This is a genomic window from Mesorhizobium sp. CNPSo 4688 (assembly GCF_057784295.1).
In genome coordinates this window covers 415,862-434,682 of the sequence record NZ_JBWLUY010000001.1, presented here as the reverse complement: position 1 = coordinate 434,682, position 18,821 = coordinate 415,862, and the positions used below count along the sequence as shown (strand labels likewise).

24 protein-coding genes are annotated in these 18,821 nt (G+C 63.2%); 13 read left to right on the top strand and 11 right to left on the bottom strand.

Features of this window, described 5'->3' with window-relative positions; all coding sequences use genetic code 11:
• Positions 1 to 11 precede the first annotated feature (11 nt).
• From purS to AC04SH_RS02230, 3 genes are all read right to left on the bottom strand, one after another.
• Positions 12 to 254 carry a phosphoribosylformylglycinamidine synthase subunit PurS gene (gene purS / locus AC04SH_RS02240; protein WP_023715988.1) on the bottom strand — a complete coding sequence of 81 codons (243 nt, stop codon included), beginning with the start codon at positions 252 to 254 and terminating at the stop codon, positions 12 to 14.
• Positions 255 to 341: 87 nt separating this feature from the next.
• The gene (purC, locus tag AC04SH_RS02235) at positions 342 to 1,136 is read right to left on the bottom strand and encodes a phosphoribosylaminoimidazolesuccinocarboxamide synthase (RefSeq protein WP_056594372.1); all 795 of its coding nucleotides are present in this window, start codon (positions 1,134 to 1,136) and stop codon (positions 342 to 344) included.
• A 106-nt stretch (positions 1,137 to 1,242) separates the two neighbouring features.
• Positions 1,243 to 1,365, bottom strand: coding sequence for a hypothetical protein (locus AC04SH_RS02230; protein ID WP_352586686.1), 123 nt, complete (start codon positions 1,363 to 1,365; stop codon positions 1,243 to 1,245).
• 47 nt (positions 1,366 to 1,412) lie between these two features.
• Between AC04SH_RS02230 and AC04SH_RS02225 the strand changes: the two genes are divergently transcribed.
• Both AC04SH_RS02225 and AC04SH_RS02220 read left to right on the top strand, forming a co-directional pair.
• The gene (locus AC04SH_RS02225; protein WP_056562205.1) at positions 1,413 to 1,733 is read left to right on the top strand and encodes a DUF1476 domain-containing protein; all 321 of its coding nucleotides are present in this window, start codon (positions 1,413 to 1,415) and stop codon (positions 1,731 to 1,733) included.
• A 129-nt stretch (positions 1,734 to 1,862) separates the two neighbouring features.
• The gene (locus AC04SH_RS02220) at positions 1,863 to 2,636 is read left to right on the top strand and encodes an HpcH/HpaI aldolase family protein (protein WP_488573777.1); all 774 of its coding nucleotides are present in this window, start codon (positions 1,863 to 1,865) and stop codon (positions 2,634 to 2,636) included.
• Positions 2,637 to 2,654: 18 nt separating this feature from the next.
• Here AC04SH_RS02220 and AC04SH_RS02215 read toward each other — a convergent pair whose 3' ends face one another.
• Positions 2,655 to 3,209 carry an RBBP9/YdeN family alpha/beta hydrolase gene (locus AC04SH_RS02215; protein WP_488573776.1) on the bottom strand — a complete coding sequence of 185 codons (555 nt, stop codon included), beginning with the start codon at positions 3,207 to 3,209 and terminating at the stop codon, positions 2,655 to 2,657.
• A gap of 191 nt (positions 3,210 to 3,400) precedes the next feature.
• On the opposite strand from AC04SH_RS02215, the gene AC04SH_RS02210 reads away from it, so the two are divergent.
• The gene (locus tag AC04SH_RS02210; protein WP_488573775.1) at positions 3,401 to 4,213 is read left to right on the top strand and encodes a VOC family protein; all 813 of its coding nucleotides are present in this window, start codon (positions 3,401 to 3,403) and stop codon (positions 4,211 to 4,213) included.
• 75 nt (positions 4,214 to 4,288) lie between these two features.
• Here AC04SH_RS02210 and purB read toward each other — a convergent pair whose 3' ends face one another.
• Genes purB through AC04SH_RS02195 form a run of 3 tightly spaced genes read right to left on the bottom strand, consistent with a single transcriptional unit; the run spans position 4,289 to position 6,902 of the window.
• Positions 4,289 to 5,596 (bottom strand): adenylosuccinate lyase, encoded by a 1,308-nt coding sequence (purB, locus tag AC04SH_RS02205; RefSeq protein WP_488573774.1) that lies wholly within the window; start codon positions 5,594 to 5,596, stop codon positions 4,289 to 4,291.
• A 59-nt stretch (positions 5,597 to 5,655) separates the two neighbouring features.
• Positions 5,656 to 6,120 carry a hypothetical protein gene (locus AC04SH_RS02200; protein WP_488573898.1) on the bottom strand — a complete coding sequence of 155 codons (465 nt, stop codon included), beginning with the start codon at positions 6,118 to 6,120 and terminating at the stop codon, positions 5,656 to 5,658.
• A 56-nt stretch (positions 6,121 to 6,176) separates the two neighbouring features.
• A complete protein-coding gene (locus AC04SH_RS02195; RefSeq protein ID WP_488573773.1) occupies positions 6,177 to 6,902 on the bottom strand; it encodes a DUF2259 domain-containing protein in 726 nt (241 codons plus the stop codon).
• A gap of 138 nt (positions 6,903 to 7,040) precedes the next feature.
• Here AC04SH_RS02195 and AC04SH_RS02190 point away from each other — a divergent pair, with 138 nt between their 5' ends.
• On the top strand, positions 7,041 to 7,295 hold the full coding sequence (locus AC04SH_RS02190) for a DUF2171 domain-containing protein (RefSeq protein ID WP_112561447.1): 255 nt from the start codon (positions 7,041 to 7,043) through the stop codon (positions 7,293 to 7,295).
• Positions 7,296 to 7,308: 13 nt separating this feature from the next.
• Here AC04SH_RS02190 and AC04SH_RS02185 read toward each other — a convergent pair whose 3' ends face one another.
• Positions 7,309 to 8,328: a P1 family peptidase gene (locus AC04SH_RS02185; RefSeq protein WP_488573772.1), complete on the bottom strand. Its 1,020-nt coding sequence runs from the start codon at positions 8,326 to 8,328 to the stop codon at positions 7,309 to 7,311.
• On the bottom strand, positions 8,328 to 9,398 hold the full coding sequence (locus tag AC04SH_RS02180) for a branched-chain amino acid ABC transporter substrate-binding protein (protein WP_488573771.1): 1,071 nt from the start codon (positions 9,396 to 9,398) through the stop codon (positions 8,328 to 8,330). The genes AC04SH_RS02185 and AC04SH_RS02180 overlap by 1 nt, the downstream gene beginning before the upstream one ends.
• Positions 9,399 to 9,578: 180 nt before the next feature.
• On the opposite strand from AC04SH_RS02180, the gene AC04SH_RS02175 reads away from it, so the two are divergent.
• The 7 genes from AC04SH_RS02175 to AC04SH_RS02145 are packed head-to-tail and all read left to right on the top strand — an operon-like array spanning position 9,579 to position 15,933.
• Positions 9,579 to 10,106 carry a flavin reductase gene (locus AC04SH_RS02175; protein ID WP_488573770.1) on the top strand — a complete coding sequence of 176 codons (528 nt, stop codon included), beginning with the start codon at positions 9,579 to 9,581 and terminating at the stop codon, positions 10,104 to 10,106.
• A complete protein-coding gene (locus AC04SH_RS02170) occupies positions 10,103 to 11,032 on the top strand; it encodes an AAA family ATPase (protein ID WP_488573769.1) in 930 nt (309 codons plus the stop codon). The genes AC04SH_RS02175 and AC04SH_RS02170 overlap by 4 nt, the downstream gene beginning before the upstream one ends.
• A gap of 5 nt (positions 11,033 to 11,037) precedes the next feature.
• On the top strand, positions 11,038 to 12,303 hold the full coding sequence (locus tag AC04SH_RS02165; RefSeq protein ID WP_488573768.1) for a vWA domain-containing protein: 1,266 nt from the start codon (positions 11,038 to 11,040) through the stop codon (positions 12,301 to 12,303).
• A 44-nt stretch (positions 12,304 to 12,347) separates the two neighbouring features.
• The gene (locus AC04SH_RS02160) at positions 12,348 to 12,686 is read left to right on the top strand and encodes an XdhC family protein (RefSeq protein WP_203279346.1); all 339 of its coding nucleotides are present in this window, start codon (positions 12,348 to 12,350) and stop codon (positions 12,684 to 12,686) included.
• Between the two features lie 6 nt (positions 12,687 to 12,692).
• Entirely contained in the window at positions 12,693 to 13,397 is a 705-nt protein-coding gene (locus AC04SH_RS02155; RefSeq protein ID WP_488573767.1) for an XdhC family protein, read from the top strand.
• Complete coding sequence (locus AC04SH_RS02150) at positions 13,394 to 15,004, top strand: NTP transferase domain-containing protein (RefSeq protein ID WP_488573766.1); 1,611 nt, start codon at positions 13,394 to 13,396, stop codon at positions 15,002 to 15,004. The genes AC04SH_RS02155 and AC04SH_RS02150 overlap by 4 nt, the downstream gene beginning before the upstream one ends.
• Before the next feature lie 32 nt (positions 15,005 to 15,036).
• Complete coding sequence (locus AC04SH_RS02145) at positions 15,037 to 15,933, top strand: alpha/beta hydrolase (protein ID WP_488573765.1); 897 nt, start codon at positions 15,037 to 15,039, stop codon at positions 15,931 to 15,933.
• A gap of 15 nt (positions 15,934 to 15,948) precedes the next feature.
• Here the strand turns inward: AC04SH_RS02145 and AC04SH_RS02140 are convergent, their stop codons facing one another.
• A complete protein-coding gene (locus AC04SH_RS02140) occupies positions 15,949 to 16,998 on the bottom strand; it encodes a DUF1176 domain-containing protein (RefSeq protein ID WP_488573764.1) in 1,050 nt (349 codons plus the stop codon).
• 140 nt (positions 16,999 to 17,138) lie between these two features.
• Here AC04SH_RS02140 and AC04SH_RS02135 point away from each other — a divergent pair, with 140 nt between their 5' ends.
• Positions 17,139 to 17,645, top strand: coding sequence for a DUF1993 domain-containing protein (locus AC04SH_RS02135; RefSeq protein WP_488573763.1), 507 nt, complete (start codon positions 17,139 to 17,141; stop codon positions 17,643 to 17,645).
• 58 nt (positions 17,646 to 17,703) lie between these two features.
• Here AC04SH_RS02135 and AC04SH_RS02130 read toward each other — a convergent pair whose 3' ends face one another.
• On the bottom strand, positions 17,704 to 17,868 hold the full coding sequence (locus AC04SH_RS02130) for a hypothetical protein (protein WP_192253608.1): 165 nt from the start codon (positions 17,866 to 17,868) through the stop codon (positions 17,704 to 17,706).
• A 402-nt stretch (positions 17,869 to 18,270) separates the two neighbouring features.
• Between AC04SH_RS02130 and AC04SH_RS02125 the strand changes: the two genes are divergently transcribed.
• The gene (locus tag AC04SH_RS02125; RefSeq protein ID WP_488573762.1) at positions 18,271 to 18,738 is read left to right on the top strand and encodes a hypothetical protein; all 468 of its coding nucleotides are present in this window, start codon (positions 18,271 to 18,273) and stop codon (positions 18,736 to 18,738) included.
• Positions 18,739 to 18,821 lie beyond the last annotated feature (83 nt).

Genomic DNA, 18,821 nt, shown 5'->3' with positions numbered 1-18,821 from the left:
CGGATACAACCTCAGGTAAGCGTCACACTATAGTTCTCAATCACCGTGTTCGCCAGCAGCTTGTCGCACATCGCTTTCAGATCTGCTTCGGCCTTGGCCTTGTCGGTCTCGGCAAGCTCGAGATCGAACACCTTGCCCTGTCGCACCTGGCCGACGCCACCGAAGCCCAGGCCGGACAAAGCGTGCTCTATGGCTTTTCCCTGGGGGTCGAGCACGCCGTTCTTGAGGGTGACGGTGATGCGGGCCTTGATCATGCTGGACAGGTTCCTGTTCGAAGACTTAGCAATTCCAGGAAAAGTGTGAAGCGGTTTTCCGTCCGGAATTGCGTCAAAAAAGAAGATTTAGTGCGGCTTGCCTTTGATGCCTTCGGTCGAGGCGACGAGCACCGGGCCGGTCGGGCGCGGCGGCTCGTTCTCGTTCATGATGCCGAGGCGGCGGGCGACTTCCTGATAGGCCTCGACGAGGCCACCCATATCGCGGCGGAAACGGTCCTTGTCGAGTTTGTCCTGCGTTGCCACGTCCCACAGCCGGCAAGAATCCGGCGAGATCTCGTCGGCAACGACGATGCGCATCATGTCGCCCTCGAACAGGCGGCCGCATTCGATCTTGAAGTCGACGAGCTGGATGCCTACGCCCATGAACAGGCCGGAGAGAAAGTCGTTGACGCGGATGGCCAGCGCCATGACGTCGTCGATCTCCTGCGGGGAAGCCCAGCCGAAAGCGGTAATATGCTCTTCCGACACCATCGGGTCGTCGAGCGCATCGGCCTTGTAATAGAATTCGATGATCGAGCGCGGCAGAACGGTGCCTTCCTCGATGCCGAGGCGCTTGGACAGCGAACCGGCGGCGACATTGCGCACCACCACTTCGAGCGGAATGATCTCGACTTCCTTGATCAACTGCTCGCGCATGTTGAGCCGGCGGATAAAGTGGGTCGGAATGCCCATGCGGTTCAGATGATTGAAGATGTACTCGGAAATGCGGTTGTTGAGCACACCCTTACCGTCGATGACCTCGTGTTTCTTCTTGTTGAACGCGGTCGCATCATCCTTGAAGAACTGGATCAGCGTGCCCGGTTCTGGTCCCTCATAGAGGATCTTGGCCTTGCCTTCATAAATGCGGCGGCGATTTTTCATCTGATTTTTTCTCTGGATTTGCGGGCAGGCGGCAAGCGACCAGTTCCTGTCCGTCTGCCTAAATTAGGGCGGCGACGGGTGGGGTTCAATGCCGGGTCTATCCCAATCACAGCGTTTGCTCAATCGGCAAATCCTTCTCGTTGACCGCTTTCAGGAATGAAATGCCGCAGCGCAGCAAGTGATGTAGCATATTGACCGACCCGCGCCCTTTTGGTTTGTGCTGCGGCAACACACATATCCACCGCCAACGCGAATCGATTTCACCGGAGGGAAGCCATGAGCAGCATGAAAGACCGCGAAGAGGGTTTTGAGCGCAAATTCGCCTTCGACGAAGAACTTCGCTTCAAGGCCTCCGCACGCCGCAACAAGGCGCTTGGCCTGTGGGCTGCCGAAAAGCTGGGCAAGTCCGGCGCTGACGCTGACGCCTATGCCAAGGAAGTGGTTGTTTCCGACATCGAGGAAGCCGGCGATCACGACGTGTTCCGCAAGATCCGGAAGGATTTCGACGCCGCCGGCGTCGACCAGTCCGACCATCAGATCCGCCGCACCATGGACGAATTGATGGCGCAGGCGATCGAGCAGATCAAGAACACCTGATTCCAGCCACGTCTGGACCAATCGACCGCCCGGCCCAGCCGGGCGGTTTTTCTTTGCCTTTTCAGTCTTTTCCGGCTGAAACTGCGCGCAGGCCTGCTGAAGGGCCCGTGCCAACAAGGAAAAGCGCCGATGTCCCTGAAATCACGCCTGGCGGCGGATGAAACGCTGTTGACCGCCTGGTCCGGGGTTCCGGACGCTTTGACGGTCGAAATCATCGCAAAGCAGGGTTTTGACGCCGTCACGCTCGACATGCAGCATGGCGGACACCACGAAGACTCGGTCTTGCGCGGCCTGGTGCCGGTGCTCGCAGCCAACAAGCCGGCGCTGGTGCGCATTCCGGTCGGCCGTTTCGACATGGCCAGCCGCGCGCTCGATTTCGGCGCCGAAGCGGTGATTGCACCGATGGTGAACTCGGTGGCCGATGCAAAACTGTTCGCCGCCGCGATGAAATACCCGCCGCTCGGCGAGCGCTCCTGGGGTCCGACCTATGCCTTTCCGCGCCACGGCAAGGGCGACCATGCCGAGTGGCTGCGCGACACCAATCAGCGCACCATGGCCTTTGCCATGGTCGAAACGCGCGCCGCGCTCGATGCGCTGGACGGCATTCTCGATATGCCCGGCATCGACGGCATCTTCCTCGGTCCATCGGATTTCTCGATCGCCTGGTCGAACGGCGCCACCATCAACTCGACGCTGGAAAGCATGATGGAGACCGTCGCCTCCATCGCCGAGCGGACACGCAAGGCTGGCAAGCATGCCGCCATCTACGTCGTCGAGCCGGCGATAGCCGGCCGCGTCGTGGCAATGGGCTACCGGCTGCTGGCGATGGGCTCGGACCACGCGCTGATTTCACTCGGCGCAAAAACTCTGATCAAGAGCATGAACGATTCGATCAAGGGCTAAGGCGCGACGCCTTCCCCGTCAGGGCTTGAGGTCGGTCAGGAATTTGGCGAAGGTCATCGATCCCTCGGGCCACGGGCCGAAGCCGGCATCCTCATTGAGGTGACCGGTTTCGCCGGCATCGATGAACAGCGATCCCCAGGCGCCGGCAATGTCCTCGGCAACCTCGAAGGCGCAGAACGGATCGTTGCGGCTGGCGATCACGATGGACGGGAAGGGCAGCGGCTCGCGCGAATAGGGGCCGAAGGTCATCAGGTGCCTCGGCCTTATCTCCGGATTGGCGACATCGGGGGGCGCGACAAAAAACGCGCCGGCGACCGGCTTCCTGAATTGCGGAATGGCCTGCACCGCGGCTGCCACGCCCAGCGAATGGGCAACAATCACCACCGGCCGCTCGGCTTCGTTGACGGCGTTCGCCACGCTCGCTGTCCAGTCCTCGCGCACCGGCTTCGACCATTCGGCCTGCTCGACCCGGCGCGCCGTTGACAGTTTGGTCTGCCAGCGTGTCTGCCAGTGTTCCGGGCCTGAATTGGTGTAGCCCGGCACGATCAAGATATCTGCGTCTTTGACTTTCATGCCGCTGAGATAGCGAGCAGCTCTGTCTCGTGCAACCATGCTGATGCACGCAATGTCATCACAATTGTGAACAACCTGTTCGATTCTTTCCGTCTTGTGTGAACGATCGGGATAGACGATCTGAGATGTCAGATTGGGACCATCACAGAATTGCTGGGGCGCCTCGGACAGTGCGCCGAATGGAGAGTTTTATGAGCGAACTGCCTTTTGCCGCGACTACCCCCGTCAGTGTGTCACGCGTTGGCCTGAAGGCGCGCGATGCCGAGAGCCTCGCGGCCTATTACCGTGCCGTTGTCGGCCTGCAGGAATTGAGCCGCGCCGACGGCGCGATCACGCTGGGCGCCGCAGAACGCCCATTGCTGGTCATCGAGCCTGACGCGGCGGCCAAGCCGGACGATCCGCGCAGCGCCGGCCTGTTCCACACCGCTTTCCTGCTGCCCAGCCGCGCCGATCTCGGCCGCTGGATCAACCATGCTGCCGCCAACAAGATCCGTATCGAGGGCGCCTCCGATCATCTGGTCAGCGAGGCGCTGTACCTGACTGACCCCGAAGGCAACGGCATTGAAATCTATAGAGACCGTCTGCCGGAGGAGTGGAAGTGGAACGGCGACAAGATCGCCATGGCGACCGAGCGGCTGAACCTGGCCGCCGTGGCTGCCAGCGTGCCAGCCGGAGACGCCGGCTGGCAGGGCGCGCCGCAAAACAGCATTGTCGGCCATGTCCATCTGCGCGTCGGCCGGCCGGAGGACGCCGAAGCCTGGTGGCACCAGGAGTTCGGCTTCGACACGGTGGCCAAATATGGCGGCCAGGCGGTGTTCCTGTCGTCCGGCGGCTACCACCACCACATTGGTGGCAATTCGTGGCACAGCGCCGGTGCCGGCCGCCGCGACCCGTCTCGCTCGGGCCTTGCCTGGGTCGAGATGCGGTCGGACAATGTGACCAAGGAAACGAGCCGCGAGGATCCGTGGGGCACGGTGATCAGGACAGTTCCCGGCAAGGCTTGATTAGATAACGTTGGCGGTTGGCGAAAGCGGCGGCGAAATCGTCCTCCTCCCGGTGTAGTGACGGGGGGAAGGAAGCTAAGCTTCCCCAAATACCCGCTTGAAGATCGTATCGACATGTTTGGTGTGATAGCCAAGGTCGAATTTCTCGCGGATCTCTGCTTCCGGCAGGGCCGCGGTGACCTCCTTGTCGGCCAACAGTTCCTCAAGGAAATCAGCGCCTTGTTCCCACACCTTCATGGCGTTGCGCTGCACCAGGCGGTAGGCGTCCTCGCGGCTGACGCCGGCCTGCGTCAGCGCCAGCAGCACGCGCTGTGAATGCACTAGGCCGCGGAACTTGTTCATGTTCTTCAGCATGTTGTCGGGGTACACCAGCAATTTGTCGACGACGCCGGTCAGCCGCGACAGCGCGAAATCGAGCGTCACGGTGGCGTCCGGCCCGATCATGCGCTCGACCGACGAGTGCGAGATATCACGCTCGTGCCAGAGCGCCACATTCTCCATCGCCGGCAGCGCCATGGAGCGCACCATGCGGGCAAGGCCGGTGAGGTTTTCGGTCAGCACCGGGTTGCGCTTGTGCGGCATGGCCGACGAGCCTTTTTGACCCGGCGAAAAATACTCTTCCGCTTCCAGCACCTCGGTGCGCTGCAGATGGCGGATCTCGGTCGCCAGCCGCTCAACCGACGAGGCGATGACGCCGAGCGTGGCGAAGAACATGGCGTGGCGGTCGCGCGGGATGACCTGCGTCGACACCGGTTCCGGCTTCAGCCCCAGCTTTTTGGCAACATGCTCTTCGACATAGGGGTCGATGTTGGCGAAAGTGCCGATCGCGCCCGATATGGCGCAGGTCGCGATGTCCTCCCGCGCATGCACCAGCCGCTCGCGGCAGCGCGAGAATTCGGCATAGGCCTGCGCCAGCTTGATGCCGAAGGTGGTTGGCTCGGCATGGATGCCGTGGCTGCGGCCGATGGTGACGGTGTCCTTGTGTTCGAAGGCGCGGCGCTTCAGCGCCGCCAGCAGGCCGTCGAGATCAGCGAGCAACAGATCGCTGGCTCGGCTGAGCTGCACCGCAAGGCAAGTGTCGAGCACGTCCGACGAGGTCATTCCCTGGTGGATAAAACGCGCGTCCGGCCCGACGAATTCGGCGAGATGGGTCAGGAAGGCAATGACGTCGTGCTTGGTGACGGCCTCGATCTCGTCGATCTTGCCGACGTCGAATTTGGCAGCGCCGCCTTTTTCCCAAATGGTTTTCGCCGCTTCCTTGGGGATGACGCCCAATTCAGCCAGCGCATCGCAGGCATGGGCCTCGATTTCGAACCAGATGCGGAAGCGGGTTTCCGGCGACCAGATGGCGACCATTTCCGGCCGGGAATAGCGAGGGATCATCCGTCAGTCCTGATATGTCGGTGGTTAAGTCCGCCTCCTAACAGAGGCGGACCAAATGCTCAACGCTGCTGGCGCGCAAACCACACGCTGGCGACGGCAAGCGCGATGAATCCGAGTGGAAAATAGAGCCTGATACCCAGCACCACGAACTGGTAGAGCGCCGTCAGCGAGGTGAACACCAGTTCGAACGCCCAGAGGACGGTGAAAGCCTCGGCGTGCCATTCGGCGTAGTAGGAGCGGTATTGCAGGGCAAACAGCCCGCCAGTGAAGGCGAGTGTCGCGGCAAGCAGGCAGATGAAGGCGGCGGCAAACGCCACTTCCGCCTGCCGGTCGAGCGAGATCAGCCGCGCCGCGAACAGGCCGATGGGAAAGGCAAGTGCTGCACCCATGGCATAGAGCAGGACGACGAAGCGGATCTTTTCCGGCGTTTCCCAATTGTCGAGCCAAAGCCCGGTCAGCGCGCTGGCGCCCATCGCCACGGCCCACAGCAAGGCGCCGAGAAGCGCCGCGACCGTCGACGGCACCGCGCGGCGGACACGATTGCCGGCGCGCTGGCGCCAGTTGGGTTGATCGAGCGCTGTCACAGGCGGCCGGTCACGGCGATCCAGCGAAAATCCGGCCCTTCGAAGCCGTATTGGCGCACCGCAATCAGCACCGCAAAGGCGCTGATGCTATCCATCGAGAACGTCTGCACCGCGCCGATCCGGTAGCCGTTCGGGCAGCCGCGGCTTTTCGGGATCGATTTGTCCTCATGCAAAAGATGGGTCTGGCCGCCATCCCTGGCCTCGATGCGCAGCAGCCGAAAGCCGTTGATCTCGCCCTGGCTCTCACAGCCTGCCGTATTGTTCATGCCGATCTCGTCGAGCCGGAATTCGAGCGGCGGGTCGACCGGCGAGAAGATCGGCCGCGGGTTGACCACCATGCGGAACGGGTCGGCCGACAGTTCGGTCACAGGATTGAAGCCGGCGGTGATGCCGCGGTTTGCGGTAAGCTCGGCCTGGGCAATGATGACTTCGCCTTTTTGCCTTGCCTGCAGGCGAGCCGCGTCCAGCGAGGCGTTCTCGTCCTCCAGCCGGACCCGGATCGGCGTGCCTTTCAGGAATGTGTCGTCGGCGGTGTCGATGTAGTAGCGGTTGGCATAGGGAAAGCCCGATCCATCCGCGACGCCGTATTCCTCGAAGGCAAAGACACCGCCATCTCTAGTAAAGCCGAGGATCTCGAGCTCGGCGACATCGCCCGCCCGGGCGGCGATGCCGGATGCCAGCTGCACCAGCAGGCAAACGCCAATCAGCACAAGATTTCGCATCGAGGTTCCCGCTCCGGCTGCCATGGTTCGATCGTTCCCTATCATGAGACAGTCAAAACATCGTGCTATGCAAAAGGCGATGCATCCAATTGCGCCGCTGTTTGTTATCGTCGATCGTTTTCAAAAGGAGAACTCCCCATGACCGAGGCCAGCAAGATTCGCGAACATATGGAAGTGGTCGGCGCCGACGGTGTTCATCTCGGCACCGTCGACAAGGTCGAGGGCGACCGGATCAAGCTGACCAAGGCCGACAGCGGCATGGGTGGGCACAAAGGCCATCACCACTACATTCCCTTGAGCCTGCTGGCCGAGGTCGATGGCAAAAAAGTCTGGCTGTCGGCGAATTCGGACGTCGCGGTCAGCTTCGAGGAAGAAAAATCCGACCCGACCTGATCGGATTACGCGCCTAGCGCGACGACCACACCGGAAACAGATCGCCATCGGCCGGCGTTGCCGCATGGATGCCGCGGCTGATGGCGCGCGCCATGGTTGCGCCGGCGGCGGCGAAGAAGTCGACGGCATCGTCAGCTGAAAGCTCGATACCGCTCTTGCCGGTCGCCAGCGCGAACACCAGGTCGCCATCGGCCGGCGTGTGCACCGGCCAGATGGCACGCACGAAACCGTCATGCGCCGATATGGCCAGCCGCTTGGCAGCAGCCTTGGTCAGCACTGCGTCGGTGGCAATGACGGCGATGGTGGTGTTGCCGCCGGCCTCGCCGTTTCCGCCGACGCGCTTGTCGCGATATTTCAGCAGGATCCGCCTGGCGTCGTCGGGCATCGGCGAGGGATATCCGAGCCCGCCGAACTCATCGCCGATCTCGAAAGGTGCTGCCCAGAAATAGCGCGTTCGGGCAATGGTCACCGAACCGGTCGGATTGGCGGCGGCGAGCGCGCCGATGGTGATGCCGTTGTCGAGCACGGTAGAGGCCGAGCCGAGGCCGCCCTTCAGCCCGGAACTCAGCGCCCCGGTGCCGGCGCCGACGGTGCCAAGGGGAAAGTCGGTGACAGCATTTTGCGCGGCCTCATAGCCGAGGTCGCGGTAGGGCGGATAGCGGCCCCAATCCTTGTCGCCACCGTTACGCAGGTCGAACAGGATCGCCGCCGGCACGATCGGCACGCGAAAGCCGCCGACGTCGACGCCAATGCCCTTTTCGCGCAATGCAGCCTGGACGCCGGAGGCGGCGTCGAGGCCGAAGGCCGAGCCGCCCGAAAGCACCACGGCATGCACCGCCTCGATGGAATTATGCGGCTCGAGCAAATCGGTCTCGCGCGTGCCGGGCGCACCGCCGAGAATCTGCACGCCCCCCACCGCCGGGTCGTCGCAGAGCACCGCCGTCACCCCGGATTTCAGCCTGGCATCGCTGGCGCTGCCGACTCGCAGGCCGGCGACATCGGTGATCAGATTGCGCGGCCCGGTGCGAAACATCAATTCGTCTCCGCCGGCACAAAACGTGTCCCGTCAAAGCGGAAGGCGCGGTAGAGGCTTTGGCTCAGATCGCCCTTGTCGTCGAAACGCAGCGGACCGATCGCGGTGGTGAAATCATGCCCGGTGAGCGCGTCGGCCAGCCCCTTGCCCGACGTCTCTGCTGCTGCCGAGGCCGCTTTGGCGATCTCCACCGCCGCATAGGAAGGCAAGGCATAGCCGTCCGGCACGATGTTTTTGGCTGCAAATGCCGCCAGCACCTTGGGGTCGGCGACATCGACCCATTCCGGCGGCGCGATCATCAGCGTGCCGACGGCGTAAGGCACGTCGCCGGGCGGTGTGCGCATGTTCTCGCCGCCGGCAAAAATAATGCCGGCCTCGAGCTGGCCGGCGTCGCGGCCCATGATGGCAATGTCGTCGCCGTCGCCGCCGGCAAAGACATGCGTCGCGCCGGCCTTCTTCAGCCGACCGATCAGCCCGATCTGGTTGTCGAGCTGCGGCCGGAACGTGTCGGTGAACACCGGCTTCAGCGCTGCCTGCTCGGCTGCGGCCCGCAGCGTCTCGGCGATTTCGCGGCCATAGATGGTGCCGTCATCGACGACGGCGAACAATTCGCCCTGCCACAGCCGGGTGAGAATGATCGCCACCGCATTGCGCTCGTCGTCGCCCCGCGGCCCGAGCCGATAGACCGACCAGCCGGTCTTGGTGCGGCGGTCGGTCAGGCTTTCAGTACGCACGCCGACGGTAATGACGGGTATGTTGGCGTCCTTGAGGATCGGTAGCGCCGCCTGGATCGCCTCGGTGCAGAGGAAGCCGACGACGACATTGACCTTCGCCGCGGCGAATTCCCTGGCGGCGGCGGCCCCGCCATCGGCGGTGCAGGCATCATCAACCGTCTTGATCTCTACGCCGTTGGCTTCAGCTGCCAGGCCAGCGCCGGCCTCTATCTGCTTGCCGAGGATCGCCGACGGACCGGACAGGGGCGCGGCGACGCCGACAAGCAGCGTCTGCGCGCCGGCGCTTGCCGGCAACAGCCAAAGCAGTGCCGCTATTACAGCTGTTAGGGGTCGCATTCTGACGAAGAATTCCTCCGTGCCGGTCGCATGCTTCCAGCGTCTCTTGCGCCAAGACCTAAAGGCTGCCCGCCCCAGGCGCAACACGCGAATTTGCGGATTGGCGTCAAGCACTTCGCTTGTGGCCTATTGTGTGCCGCCATATATAACGCTTGGATTCCCGCTTATGGAAAAGCATCGGTGCTGAAGTTGAACGACATAGGGCCGCAGGCCTATCGCGACGCGATGGCGCATTTTGCCGGTCACGTCCATGTGGTGACCACCGACGGTCCCGCCGGCAAACGCGGTACGACGGTGATCGCCGCCTGTTCGGTGTCGGACACACCGCCGACCGTGCTCGTCTGCCTCAACCGCGAAAATGCCAAGAACGAACTGTTCGTGCAAAACGGCCGGTTTGCGCTGAACACACTGGCTTCGCACCAGCAGCCGCTATCGGTGGCGTTTTCGGGCCTGACCGGCCTGTCGTCCGGTGAGCGTTTTGCGCTCGGCGAGTGGGATGTCATATCGACAGGCGCGCCGACGCTTAAAGGCGCTCTCGCCGTTTTCGACTGCGAATTGATCGACACCAAGGATCTCGCCACCCATCGTGTGCTTTTTGGCAAGGTGACAGGCCTGCGCATGGGCGATAATTTGCGGCCGCTGATCTACCACGCCCGCGACTACCACGTGCTGGAAAGCGGAGCAGAGGCGTCAACGGAGAAAGAATGACCGAGCTGAAACCGCGTCCCGCGCCGCGGACGATCGACGAAACGCTCGATCTCCTGACCGGCGCGAACTATGTCGCGGACCGCTCGCTGGCAACGGTGCTCTTCCTGTCGCTGCGCATGCAGCGGCCGCTGTTCCTCGAAGGCGAAGCCGGCGTCGGCAAGACCGAGATCGCCAAGGTGTTGGCGCAGGCGCTCGGCCGGCGGCTGATCCGCCTGCAATGCTATGAAGGCCTCGATGTCTCCTCCGCCGTCTATGAGTGGAACTATGCCGCGCAGATGATCGAGATCCGCATGGAGGAGGCGGCAGGCTCGGTCGACCGCTCCGACATGGAGCGCAACGTCTTCTCCGAAAAATACCTGATCCGCCGTCCGGTTCTCGATGCGCTGACCGGCAAGGCCGGTGCTGCCCCGGTGTTCCTGATCGACGAGCTCGACCGCACCGACGAGGCTTTCGAGGCGTTCCTGCTCGAGATCCTGTCCGACTTCCAGGTGACGGTGCCCGAGCTCGGCACGATCAAGGCGGAAGAGCCGCCGATCGTCATCATCACCACCAACCGCACCCGCGAAATCCATGACGCGCTGAAGCGGCGCTGCCTCTATCATTGGGTCGACTATCCCAACGCCGAGCGCGAGCTGGAGATCGTGCGCCGCAAGGTGCCGCAAGCCAACAGCCGGCTTTCAGCCGAAGTGGTGTCGTTCATCCAGAAATTGCGCCAGGTCGAGCTGTTCAAGGCGCCGGGCGTTGCCGAAACCATCGACTGGGCCGGCGCGCTGACCGAACTCGACAAGGTGGCGCTTGATCCCGAAACGGTCTCCGACACGATCGGCGTGCTGCTGAAATACCAGGACGACATTGCCCGCATCGGCGCAGGCGAGGGCAGGCGCATCCTCGACGAGGTCAAGGCCGAACTGGCGGCAGCGGAGTAGCAGCAGTGAAGGCGCCAGGTGCCTACCCCAAAGAGGCCGACCCCAGAGAGGCGACGGAAAACGGGCGCATAGCCGACAACATCGTCTATTTCGCCCGCACCTTGCGCAAGGCAGGCATGCGGGTCGGGCCGGCCTCGGTCAAGGATGCGATCGAGGCGGTGCTCGCCGCCGGCATCGGCTCTCGCGACGATTTCTACTGGACGCTGCATGCCGTGCTGGTGTCCAGGCACGAGGATCATCCTGTCTTCGACGAAGCCTTCCGGCTGTTCTGGAAATCGCGCGAACTGATCGAAAAGCTGCTGGCGATGTTTTCGCCGGTGGCGCCCGACACCAGGGAGAAACAAAAGCCCCGCGCCGCTGAAAACCGCGTCAGCCAGGCGATGTTCGAAGGCCACCAGAAGAACCAGCCGGTCAAGGAAATTCCCGAGTTCGAAGTCGACGCGCGCTTCACCTTCTCCGGCAACGAGGTGCTGCGAGCTAAGGACTTTGCCCAGATGAGCGCCGCCGAGATGGCGGACGCCAAGAAGGCCATCGCCCAGCTTCGGCTGCCCTTCGATTTGGTACGGACGCGGCGGTTCAAGGCCGACCCGCATGGCCGCCGCGTCGATCCGCGCGCCATGATGCGGTCGGCCGCGCGCACCGGTGGCGACTTGATCCTGCCGAAATTCCGCTCAGCCCGTGAGGTGCACCCGCCGCTGGTCGTGCTCGCCGATATTTCCGGGTCGATGAGCCAGTACACGCGCATCTTCCTGCATTTCCTGCATGCGCTGACCGATAAGCGCCGGCGCGTGCACACCTTCGTCTTCGGCACGCGGCTTACCAATCTGACCCGGCAGATGCGCCATCGCGACCCCGATGCCGCCCTTGCCGACTGCTCGGCGGCGGTCAAGGACTGGTCCGGCGGCACCCGCATCGGCGATACGCTGGCCGAGTTCAACAAGCAGTGGTCGCGCCGCGTGCTGGGGCAGGGTGCGGTGGTGCTTTTGATCACTGACGGGCTGGAGCGCGACGATGTCACCGGCCTGTCGGAAGAGATGGAGCGACTGCACAAATCCTGCCGACGGCTGATCTGGCTGAACCCCTTGCTGCGCTTCGACGGCTTCGAGGCCCGTGCCCGCGGCGTCAAGGCGATGCTGCCGCATGTCGATGAGTTCCGCTCGGTGCACAATCTCGATGCGCTGGCCGACCTCTGCGCCTCGCTGGACAAGAAATCGGCTGCTTCGGTCGATCCGCGCCGCTGGCTGGACGCTGGCATCAGGCGCGCAGCATAGCCATATGTTTACTTCTGCAAAAACAGACTCTGAGAGAAGCGATCATGGACAACAGCATCTATCTCGATGAGGCCCGCGACCCGCTGATCATCGCGGAAGGCTGGATGAAGGATGGCAAGGATGTCGCCATTGCCACCGTGGTCGAGACCTGGGGTTCGGCGCCAAGGCCGGTCGGCAGCCATCTGGTCATCGATGCCGAAGGCAATTTCCACGGCTCGGTCTCCGGCGGCTGCGTCGAGGGTGCGGTGGTGAGCGAGGCGATCGACGTCATCGATTCCGGCAAAGCCAGGATGCTGGAATTCGGCGTCGCCGACGAAACCGCCTGGCAGGTCGGCCTGTCCTGTGGCGGCCGCATCAAGGTCTATGTGGAAAGACTGGGCTGACCGCTGATGGATCCCTACGCCCTCAAAACACTGAATGCAGAACGCCGCGCCCGCCGCGCGGCGATCCTGGTCACCGACCTCGGTGACGGCCGCGACCGCATCGTGCGCGAAGGCGATCCCGTCGTCGGTGATTTGGGAGCGGCCATTGCCAAAGCATTTCGCACCGGCAATTCCGGTTCGGTCGAGGCGGAAGGGCGCACCTTCTTCCTCAACGCGCATCTGCCGCAGCCGCGCCTGGTGGTGATAGGCGCCGTCCATATCAGCCAGGCGCTGGCGCCCATGGCAAAGATCGCCGGCTATCCCCTCGAAATCGTCGATCCACGCACTGCCTTCGCCACGCCGGACCGATTTCCCGATGTCGCGCTGCATGCCGAATGGCCCGAGGATGTGCTGAAGCGCCAACCGCTCGACAGCTACACGGCGCTTGCCGCGGTCACCCATGATCCCAAGATCGACGATTTCGCGCTGAAGGCCGCGCTCGACGCCAATTGCTTCTATGTCGGCGCGCTCGGCAGCCGCAAGACCCACGCCAAGCGGGTCGAGCGCCTGCTTGCGCTGGGCGCCAGCGCCGAGCAGATCGCGCGCATCCATGCGCCGATCGGCCTCGACATCGGCGCGGCCAGCCCCGCCGAGATTGCCGTCGCCGTCTTGGCGCAGACGATCCACGCCTTCCGCTCGCGCGGCCTTGAAGCGAAAGGCGCGGCGGCGTGAAATTCGGTCCGGTTCCGATCGATCAGGCCGAAGGCGCGGTGCTGGCGCATGCCACCACGGCCGGTGAGCGGCGTTTTCGCAAGGCACACAGGCTGAATGCCCAAGATGTGGCGGTGCTGAAGGCGGCCGGCGTTTCCGAGATTGTCGCTGCGGTGCTCGCCGCCGATGATCTCAGCGAGGATGCAGCGGCTGAAAAGATCGCCGCCGGTATGCGCCACCGCAACATCGAGGCGAAACCGGCTGCAACTGGCCGGGTCAACCTCCATGCCAAGGCAGCCGGCGTGTTCACTGTTGATCCGGCCATGATCAACGCCATCAATGCCGTCGACCCGACCATCACCATCGCCACGCTGGCGCAACATGCGCCGGTCGAGAAGGGCCAGATGGTGGCGACGGTCAAGATCATCCCGTTCGCCGTTGCCTCGGCTTTGGTCGATGCGGTGGCGAAAATCTGCGCCGGCGGCGAGATCTTCGCCGTCAACGCCTACCAGCCGGTGCGCATCGGCGTCATCCAGACGGTGTTGCCGGGCATCAAGGCCAGCGTGCTCGACAAGACGCTGCGCGTCACCGAGGCGCGGCTGGCGCGCTCGGGCGCCCGGCTGACCGCCGAGCGCCGCAGGCCGCATGAGGTGGCACCCGTCGCCGAGGCCGCGGCCGCGTTGGCGCGCGACAACGACATGGTGGTGATCTTCGGCGCCTCGGCGATGAGCGATTTCAGCGATGTCGTTCCGGCGGCGATCGAGAAGGCTGGCGGCACCGTCATCCGCGCGGGCATGCCGGTCGATCCCGGCAATCTGCTGGTGCTGGGTATGCTCGACGGCAAGCGCGTCATCGGCGCGCCCGGTTGCGCGCGCAGCCCCAAGGAGAACGGTTTTGACTGGGTGCTCGACCGGTTGATCGCCGGCCTCGATGTCACGGCTGGGGATATTGCCGGCATGGGCGTCGGCGGGCTGTTGATGGAAATCCCGACCCGGCCGCAGCCGCGCGAGCCGCTGCCGGCAAGAGCCGGGCTGAAGGTCGACATCGTCCTTCTCGCCGCCGGCCGTTCCAGCCGCATGGGCGGCCCGAACAAGCTGCTCGCGCTGTTCGACGGCAAGCCGCTGGTGCGCCGTACTGCTGAAACGGCGCTCGGCTCGAGAGCATCCAGCACCATCGTTGTCACCGGCCACCAGCGCGAGCGGGTGCGCCAGGCCCTCGCTGGCCTCGACGTGATCTTCGCCGACAATCCGGATTTCGCTGACGGCCTGTCCTCGTCGCTCAAGGCAGGCATTGCCAGGGTTGGAGCCGAGGCAGCCGGCGCGATGGTCGTTCTCGGCGATATGCCGGGCGTCTCCTCGGCCGATCTCGACAGGTTGATCGAGGCCTTCCGTAGGGACGGCGGCCATTCGGTGGTGCGCGCCACGCATGACGGCCGCCGCGGCAATCCGGTGCTTTTGCCGCGCGCACTGTTTCCAGCCATCGCCCATCTCGAAGGCGACACCGGCGCCCGCCATCTGGTCGAGGCCGAAGGGCTCGATGTCATCGATGTCGAGATCGGCGACGGCGCGTCGATCGATGTCGACACCCGCGAGGCGATGGAAGACGCCGGCGGCGTGCTGCAGGATTGACAAACCGAAGCCGAAAAACGCATGGCTGAGGCATGGCTCTTCGCTTCCAACTTTCTCGCGCGCTGCTAACCGCAATCGCTCTTTCGCTGTCCGCCGTCCGCGCCGACGCCCTCGAACTAAAGCCCTACAAGGACGACCTCTTCGCCTATCCGGGGACACTCTCGTCCACGGATAAAGGCGCCTACACCGTCATCGACTATCGCGAAATGCGCGACATCAATGCCCGCGATGAAGTGCCGGAAAAGCGCGTACACGCGCAGTATACCGACACCGGCGTGCGCAAGGTGCAGCAGGATTTGCTGCTGAAAACCGATGCCGGCGATGTCAGGCACGTCGCTGTCGGCAAGACCGAGGGCGCCGGCATCATCGTGCTTTACCTGCACGGGCAGGGCGGCAGCCGCAAACAGGGCGTCGACGACTTCACCTTCGGCGGCAATTTCAACCGCATCAAGAACCTGATGGCCGGCAATGGCGGCCTCTATCTGTCACCGGATTTCACCGATTTCGGCGACAAGGGCGCGGCCCAGGTCGCGGCGCTGATCGGCCACTATGCCGAGGCCTCGCCGGACGCGAAGATTTTCGTCGCCTGCGGCTCGATGGGCGGCGCGCTGTGCTGGAAGCTGGCCGGCCGCAACGACACGGGACGGCGCATAAACGGGCTGCTGCTGCTCGGCTCGCTCTGGGACGAAAGTTTCCTGTCGAGCCCGGCCTACAGGCGCCATGTGCCGGTGTTCTTCGGCCAGGGCAGCAAGGACCCGGTCTTTCCCGTGGAGAAGCAGGAAGCCTTCTTCCGCTCCATCATTGCGAACTCGAAAGCCTATCCCTATCCGACACACTTCGTCCGTTTTGAAACGGGCACCCACGGCACGCCGATCCGCATGGTCGATTGGCGCGAAACGCTGAACTGGATGCTGTCGAAAGCGCCCTGAGCCGATGGCAATCGATCAAGGCGCGGTGTTGTAGTCGACCACTGTCTGTGGGTTTTCCTCGCCGTCATAAGACGCGTCTACGTCGTACTGGACCAGCGAAAAATCACCGTTGCGGAACAGATAGGTGCCGCTGTCGGAGGCATCGCCGACACCACGCCATTTGTTGAACGTGCGGATTGTCCTGGTTTCTTCGTCATATTCGGGATTGGTGGCCCAGCCGGTCGTGTGAAAGCCGGTAACGGTCACACCGAGCAGTTTGCCGTCGCTATCGTTGTTTTCGTAGCGTATGTCCAGTTCCGGCTCGGCGAACTGCAGCTGCAGCACGCCGCCAAGCGCGTCGGTCATGTAATAGACCGAGGCGGTGTTGTAGGCTGCGGCGGAACAGTAGAATTCGAACAGCCGCGTCTCCTTGTCGGGATCGCCTTCAGCCGCATCCTTGTCCTTGTATTTGATCGAAAAAGCGTTCGGCTCCTCGCCGAGGAATTGCTTGTCGCACTGGTCGCCATAAGTCGCCAGGAAAGCCTTCTTGGCTTGTTCGAGCGCGGTGTCCTTTTTCGGCGGCGGTGGTCCATCGCCACAGCTTGGCGGCAGCGCCTCCTCAAAATCGGCCTTGGACGGCTTCAGCGCGCCCTTGTCGATGAAGATCGGCTGGAACGGCGGAGCCTGGACCTGAGCGTTAACCTGGCGTAGCGTGTAGCAGCCGGCGAAGACCGCCTCTTTGCCGTCCTTGCCGGTGGCGCGGATGGCGACGGGGACGCTGTAATAGATGCTGCCGGCCGCGCCCTCATCGGAAACGGCGCCGGTTTCGACATCGACCTTGTCGGTGCCGTCATAGCCCTTGACGAAAGTGTCGAAATCCTTTGCCGGCTTTGTATCGCCGTAATAACCCCAGGCGCGGGCGAATTCGTGCCGGTTGATGGCGCTGTAGAGAGAGCGGACGACCGCTTCGGCGCTGGAGCGATCATCGACATAAGGGGCTTCGGGGGCGTCGTCGGCGGCGAGCGCTGCCTGGCCCATGCCGGCAAGGGAGAGAATGGCAGTCGCTGCGAGAAGGATGCATCTCATAGGGAATCTCCGCTCGGTAACGAAGATTCTACCACGGCGATTGCGGCGACGCAGTGACGCCCTTCACCCGCAGCTTGAAGAATCGACGGGGAAGGCGCTACGTCCCGCCGTCGGCGCTCCAGCCGCTAGGGAGATTCAACGTGACACTATCGATGTACGAAGCCTCGGTGCCGGTGTTTTCGGCCAGGCTGAAGGCGCTGTCCGGCGTGCTGTCGGCAGCCGAACAGAATGCAACTGAACGCAAGATCGACCCGCAGGTGTTTTTGACCGCAAGGCTGGCGCCGGACATGTACGCGCTGGTGCGGCAGGTGCAGGTCGCCACCGACCACGCCAAGGGCGCGCCGTCGCGCCTGGCCCGCCGCGAAGTGCCGAAATACGAAGACAATGAAGCGAGTTTCGCCGAGCTTCAGGCGCGCCTCACCAAGACGCTTGAATTGCTGGCGTCATTCTCGGCTGCCGAATTCGATGGCTCGGATGACAGGATCGTCGAATTGAAGTTTGGCCAGCGCGAGGTCTCGATGCCCGGACTGCAGTACCTGCTGCATGTCGCCATGCCCAACTTCTATTTCCACGTCACGACGGCCTACGACATCTTGCGCCACAACGGCGTGCCGCTGACCAAGGGTGCCTATCTCGGCAATCGTTGAGGAATTCGGCGTTTCGAGGTTTCCCGGTCGCTGCCGGGAAACCTCGTCTTGCGCTGGTTCAGCGCATCGACATTTCGCGTGCGATGCGCGGGAAATCGGCCGGCTTGATGCCGACGTCGGCGCGGTCGGCATTGCTCATCGAATGCAGCAGTGCCAGTGCCGAGCGGTAACGCTGATGCTCCTGCGGACGCGGACGGGCAAACATTTCAGTGAAGAACCCCATGATTCGGCCCCTAATTAATCCTCCACAGCATCGAATATAGGAAAAATGCGAGGATTGTGCAGTGCAGCATTTGCATGGCAGCCATGCCATGAAATTTTTTTCGGTACGATTGGCTCATCTGCCGAAACTCTTGGCGCGCCCCGACCGTACGCATAGACGCTGGCACATGGCCGGCTTTTCCTCGCCACTCCTGGCGAATTTCCGGACTGCATGAAAATGCAGTCCGGCTTTTTGTTGGGCTTCCCTCACATCAACCGATCCGCGCAAGCCCGGCGAACGCCTAAACTGGTTAAGATCAGTGGCATTCATTTTTAACGAGCCGGTTCTATGGTGCGACCGGCTCTGTTCGCATGCGCAAAACGAGGGGAGGCTGACATCGGCGCCAAGCGGGATTTCGCTTCCTTGCTCGACGATCTGTTCGTCGCCTCCGACAAGGACGAGGCTGGTGAGGAGACAGGCGCGCGGCCGTCGATCCCGTTCGACTATCTGTCCGTGGCCGACGAGCTTCATTCCGGTCGCATAAAAGTCTCCGGCGAAACCTTCACCGCCGAATATCGCGAGGCGGGGTCCGATCTTGCCGCCGAATTCGCCGCACTTCTCGACCAGGCCAAGCTGGCACTGGCCGGCGAGGAGGCAAAGCCCGAGGAAAGACTGCCGCCGATCGATCCCGAGGCGATCGCCGTCGAGCTCGGTCTCGATCATCCCGTCAAGAACGCCGATCTCGGCCGCATGCGCCGCAGCTTTGCCTTCGCCAACCATCCTGATCGCGTCGCGCCGCATCTGCGCCAGCGCGCCATGATCCGCATGCAGGTGGCAAACATGCTGATCGACGAAGCCAAGCGGCGCGCTGTCGCCGGGGCAAGGCGCTGATTTTTTCTCCTTCACGCGAAAGTCGGGTTCCCTGAGGCTTGGAGAGCGTCTCTGCTTTCCCTATAGATGCGGCTTCATTTTCC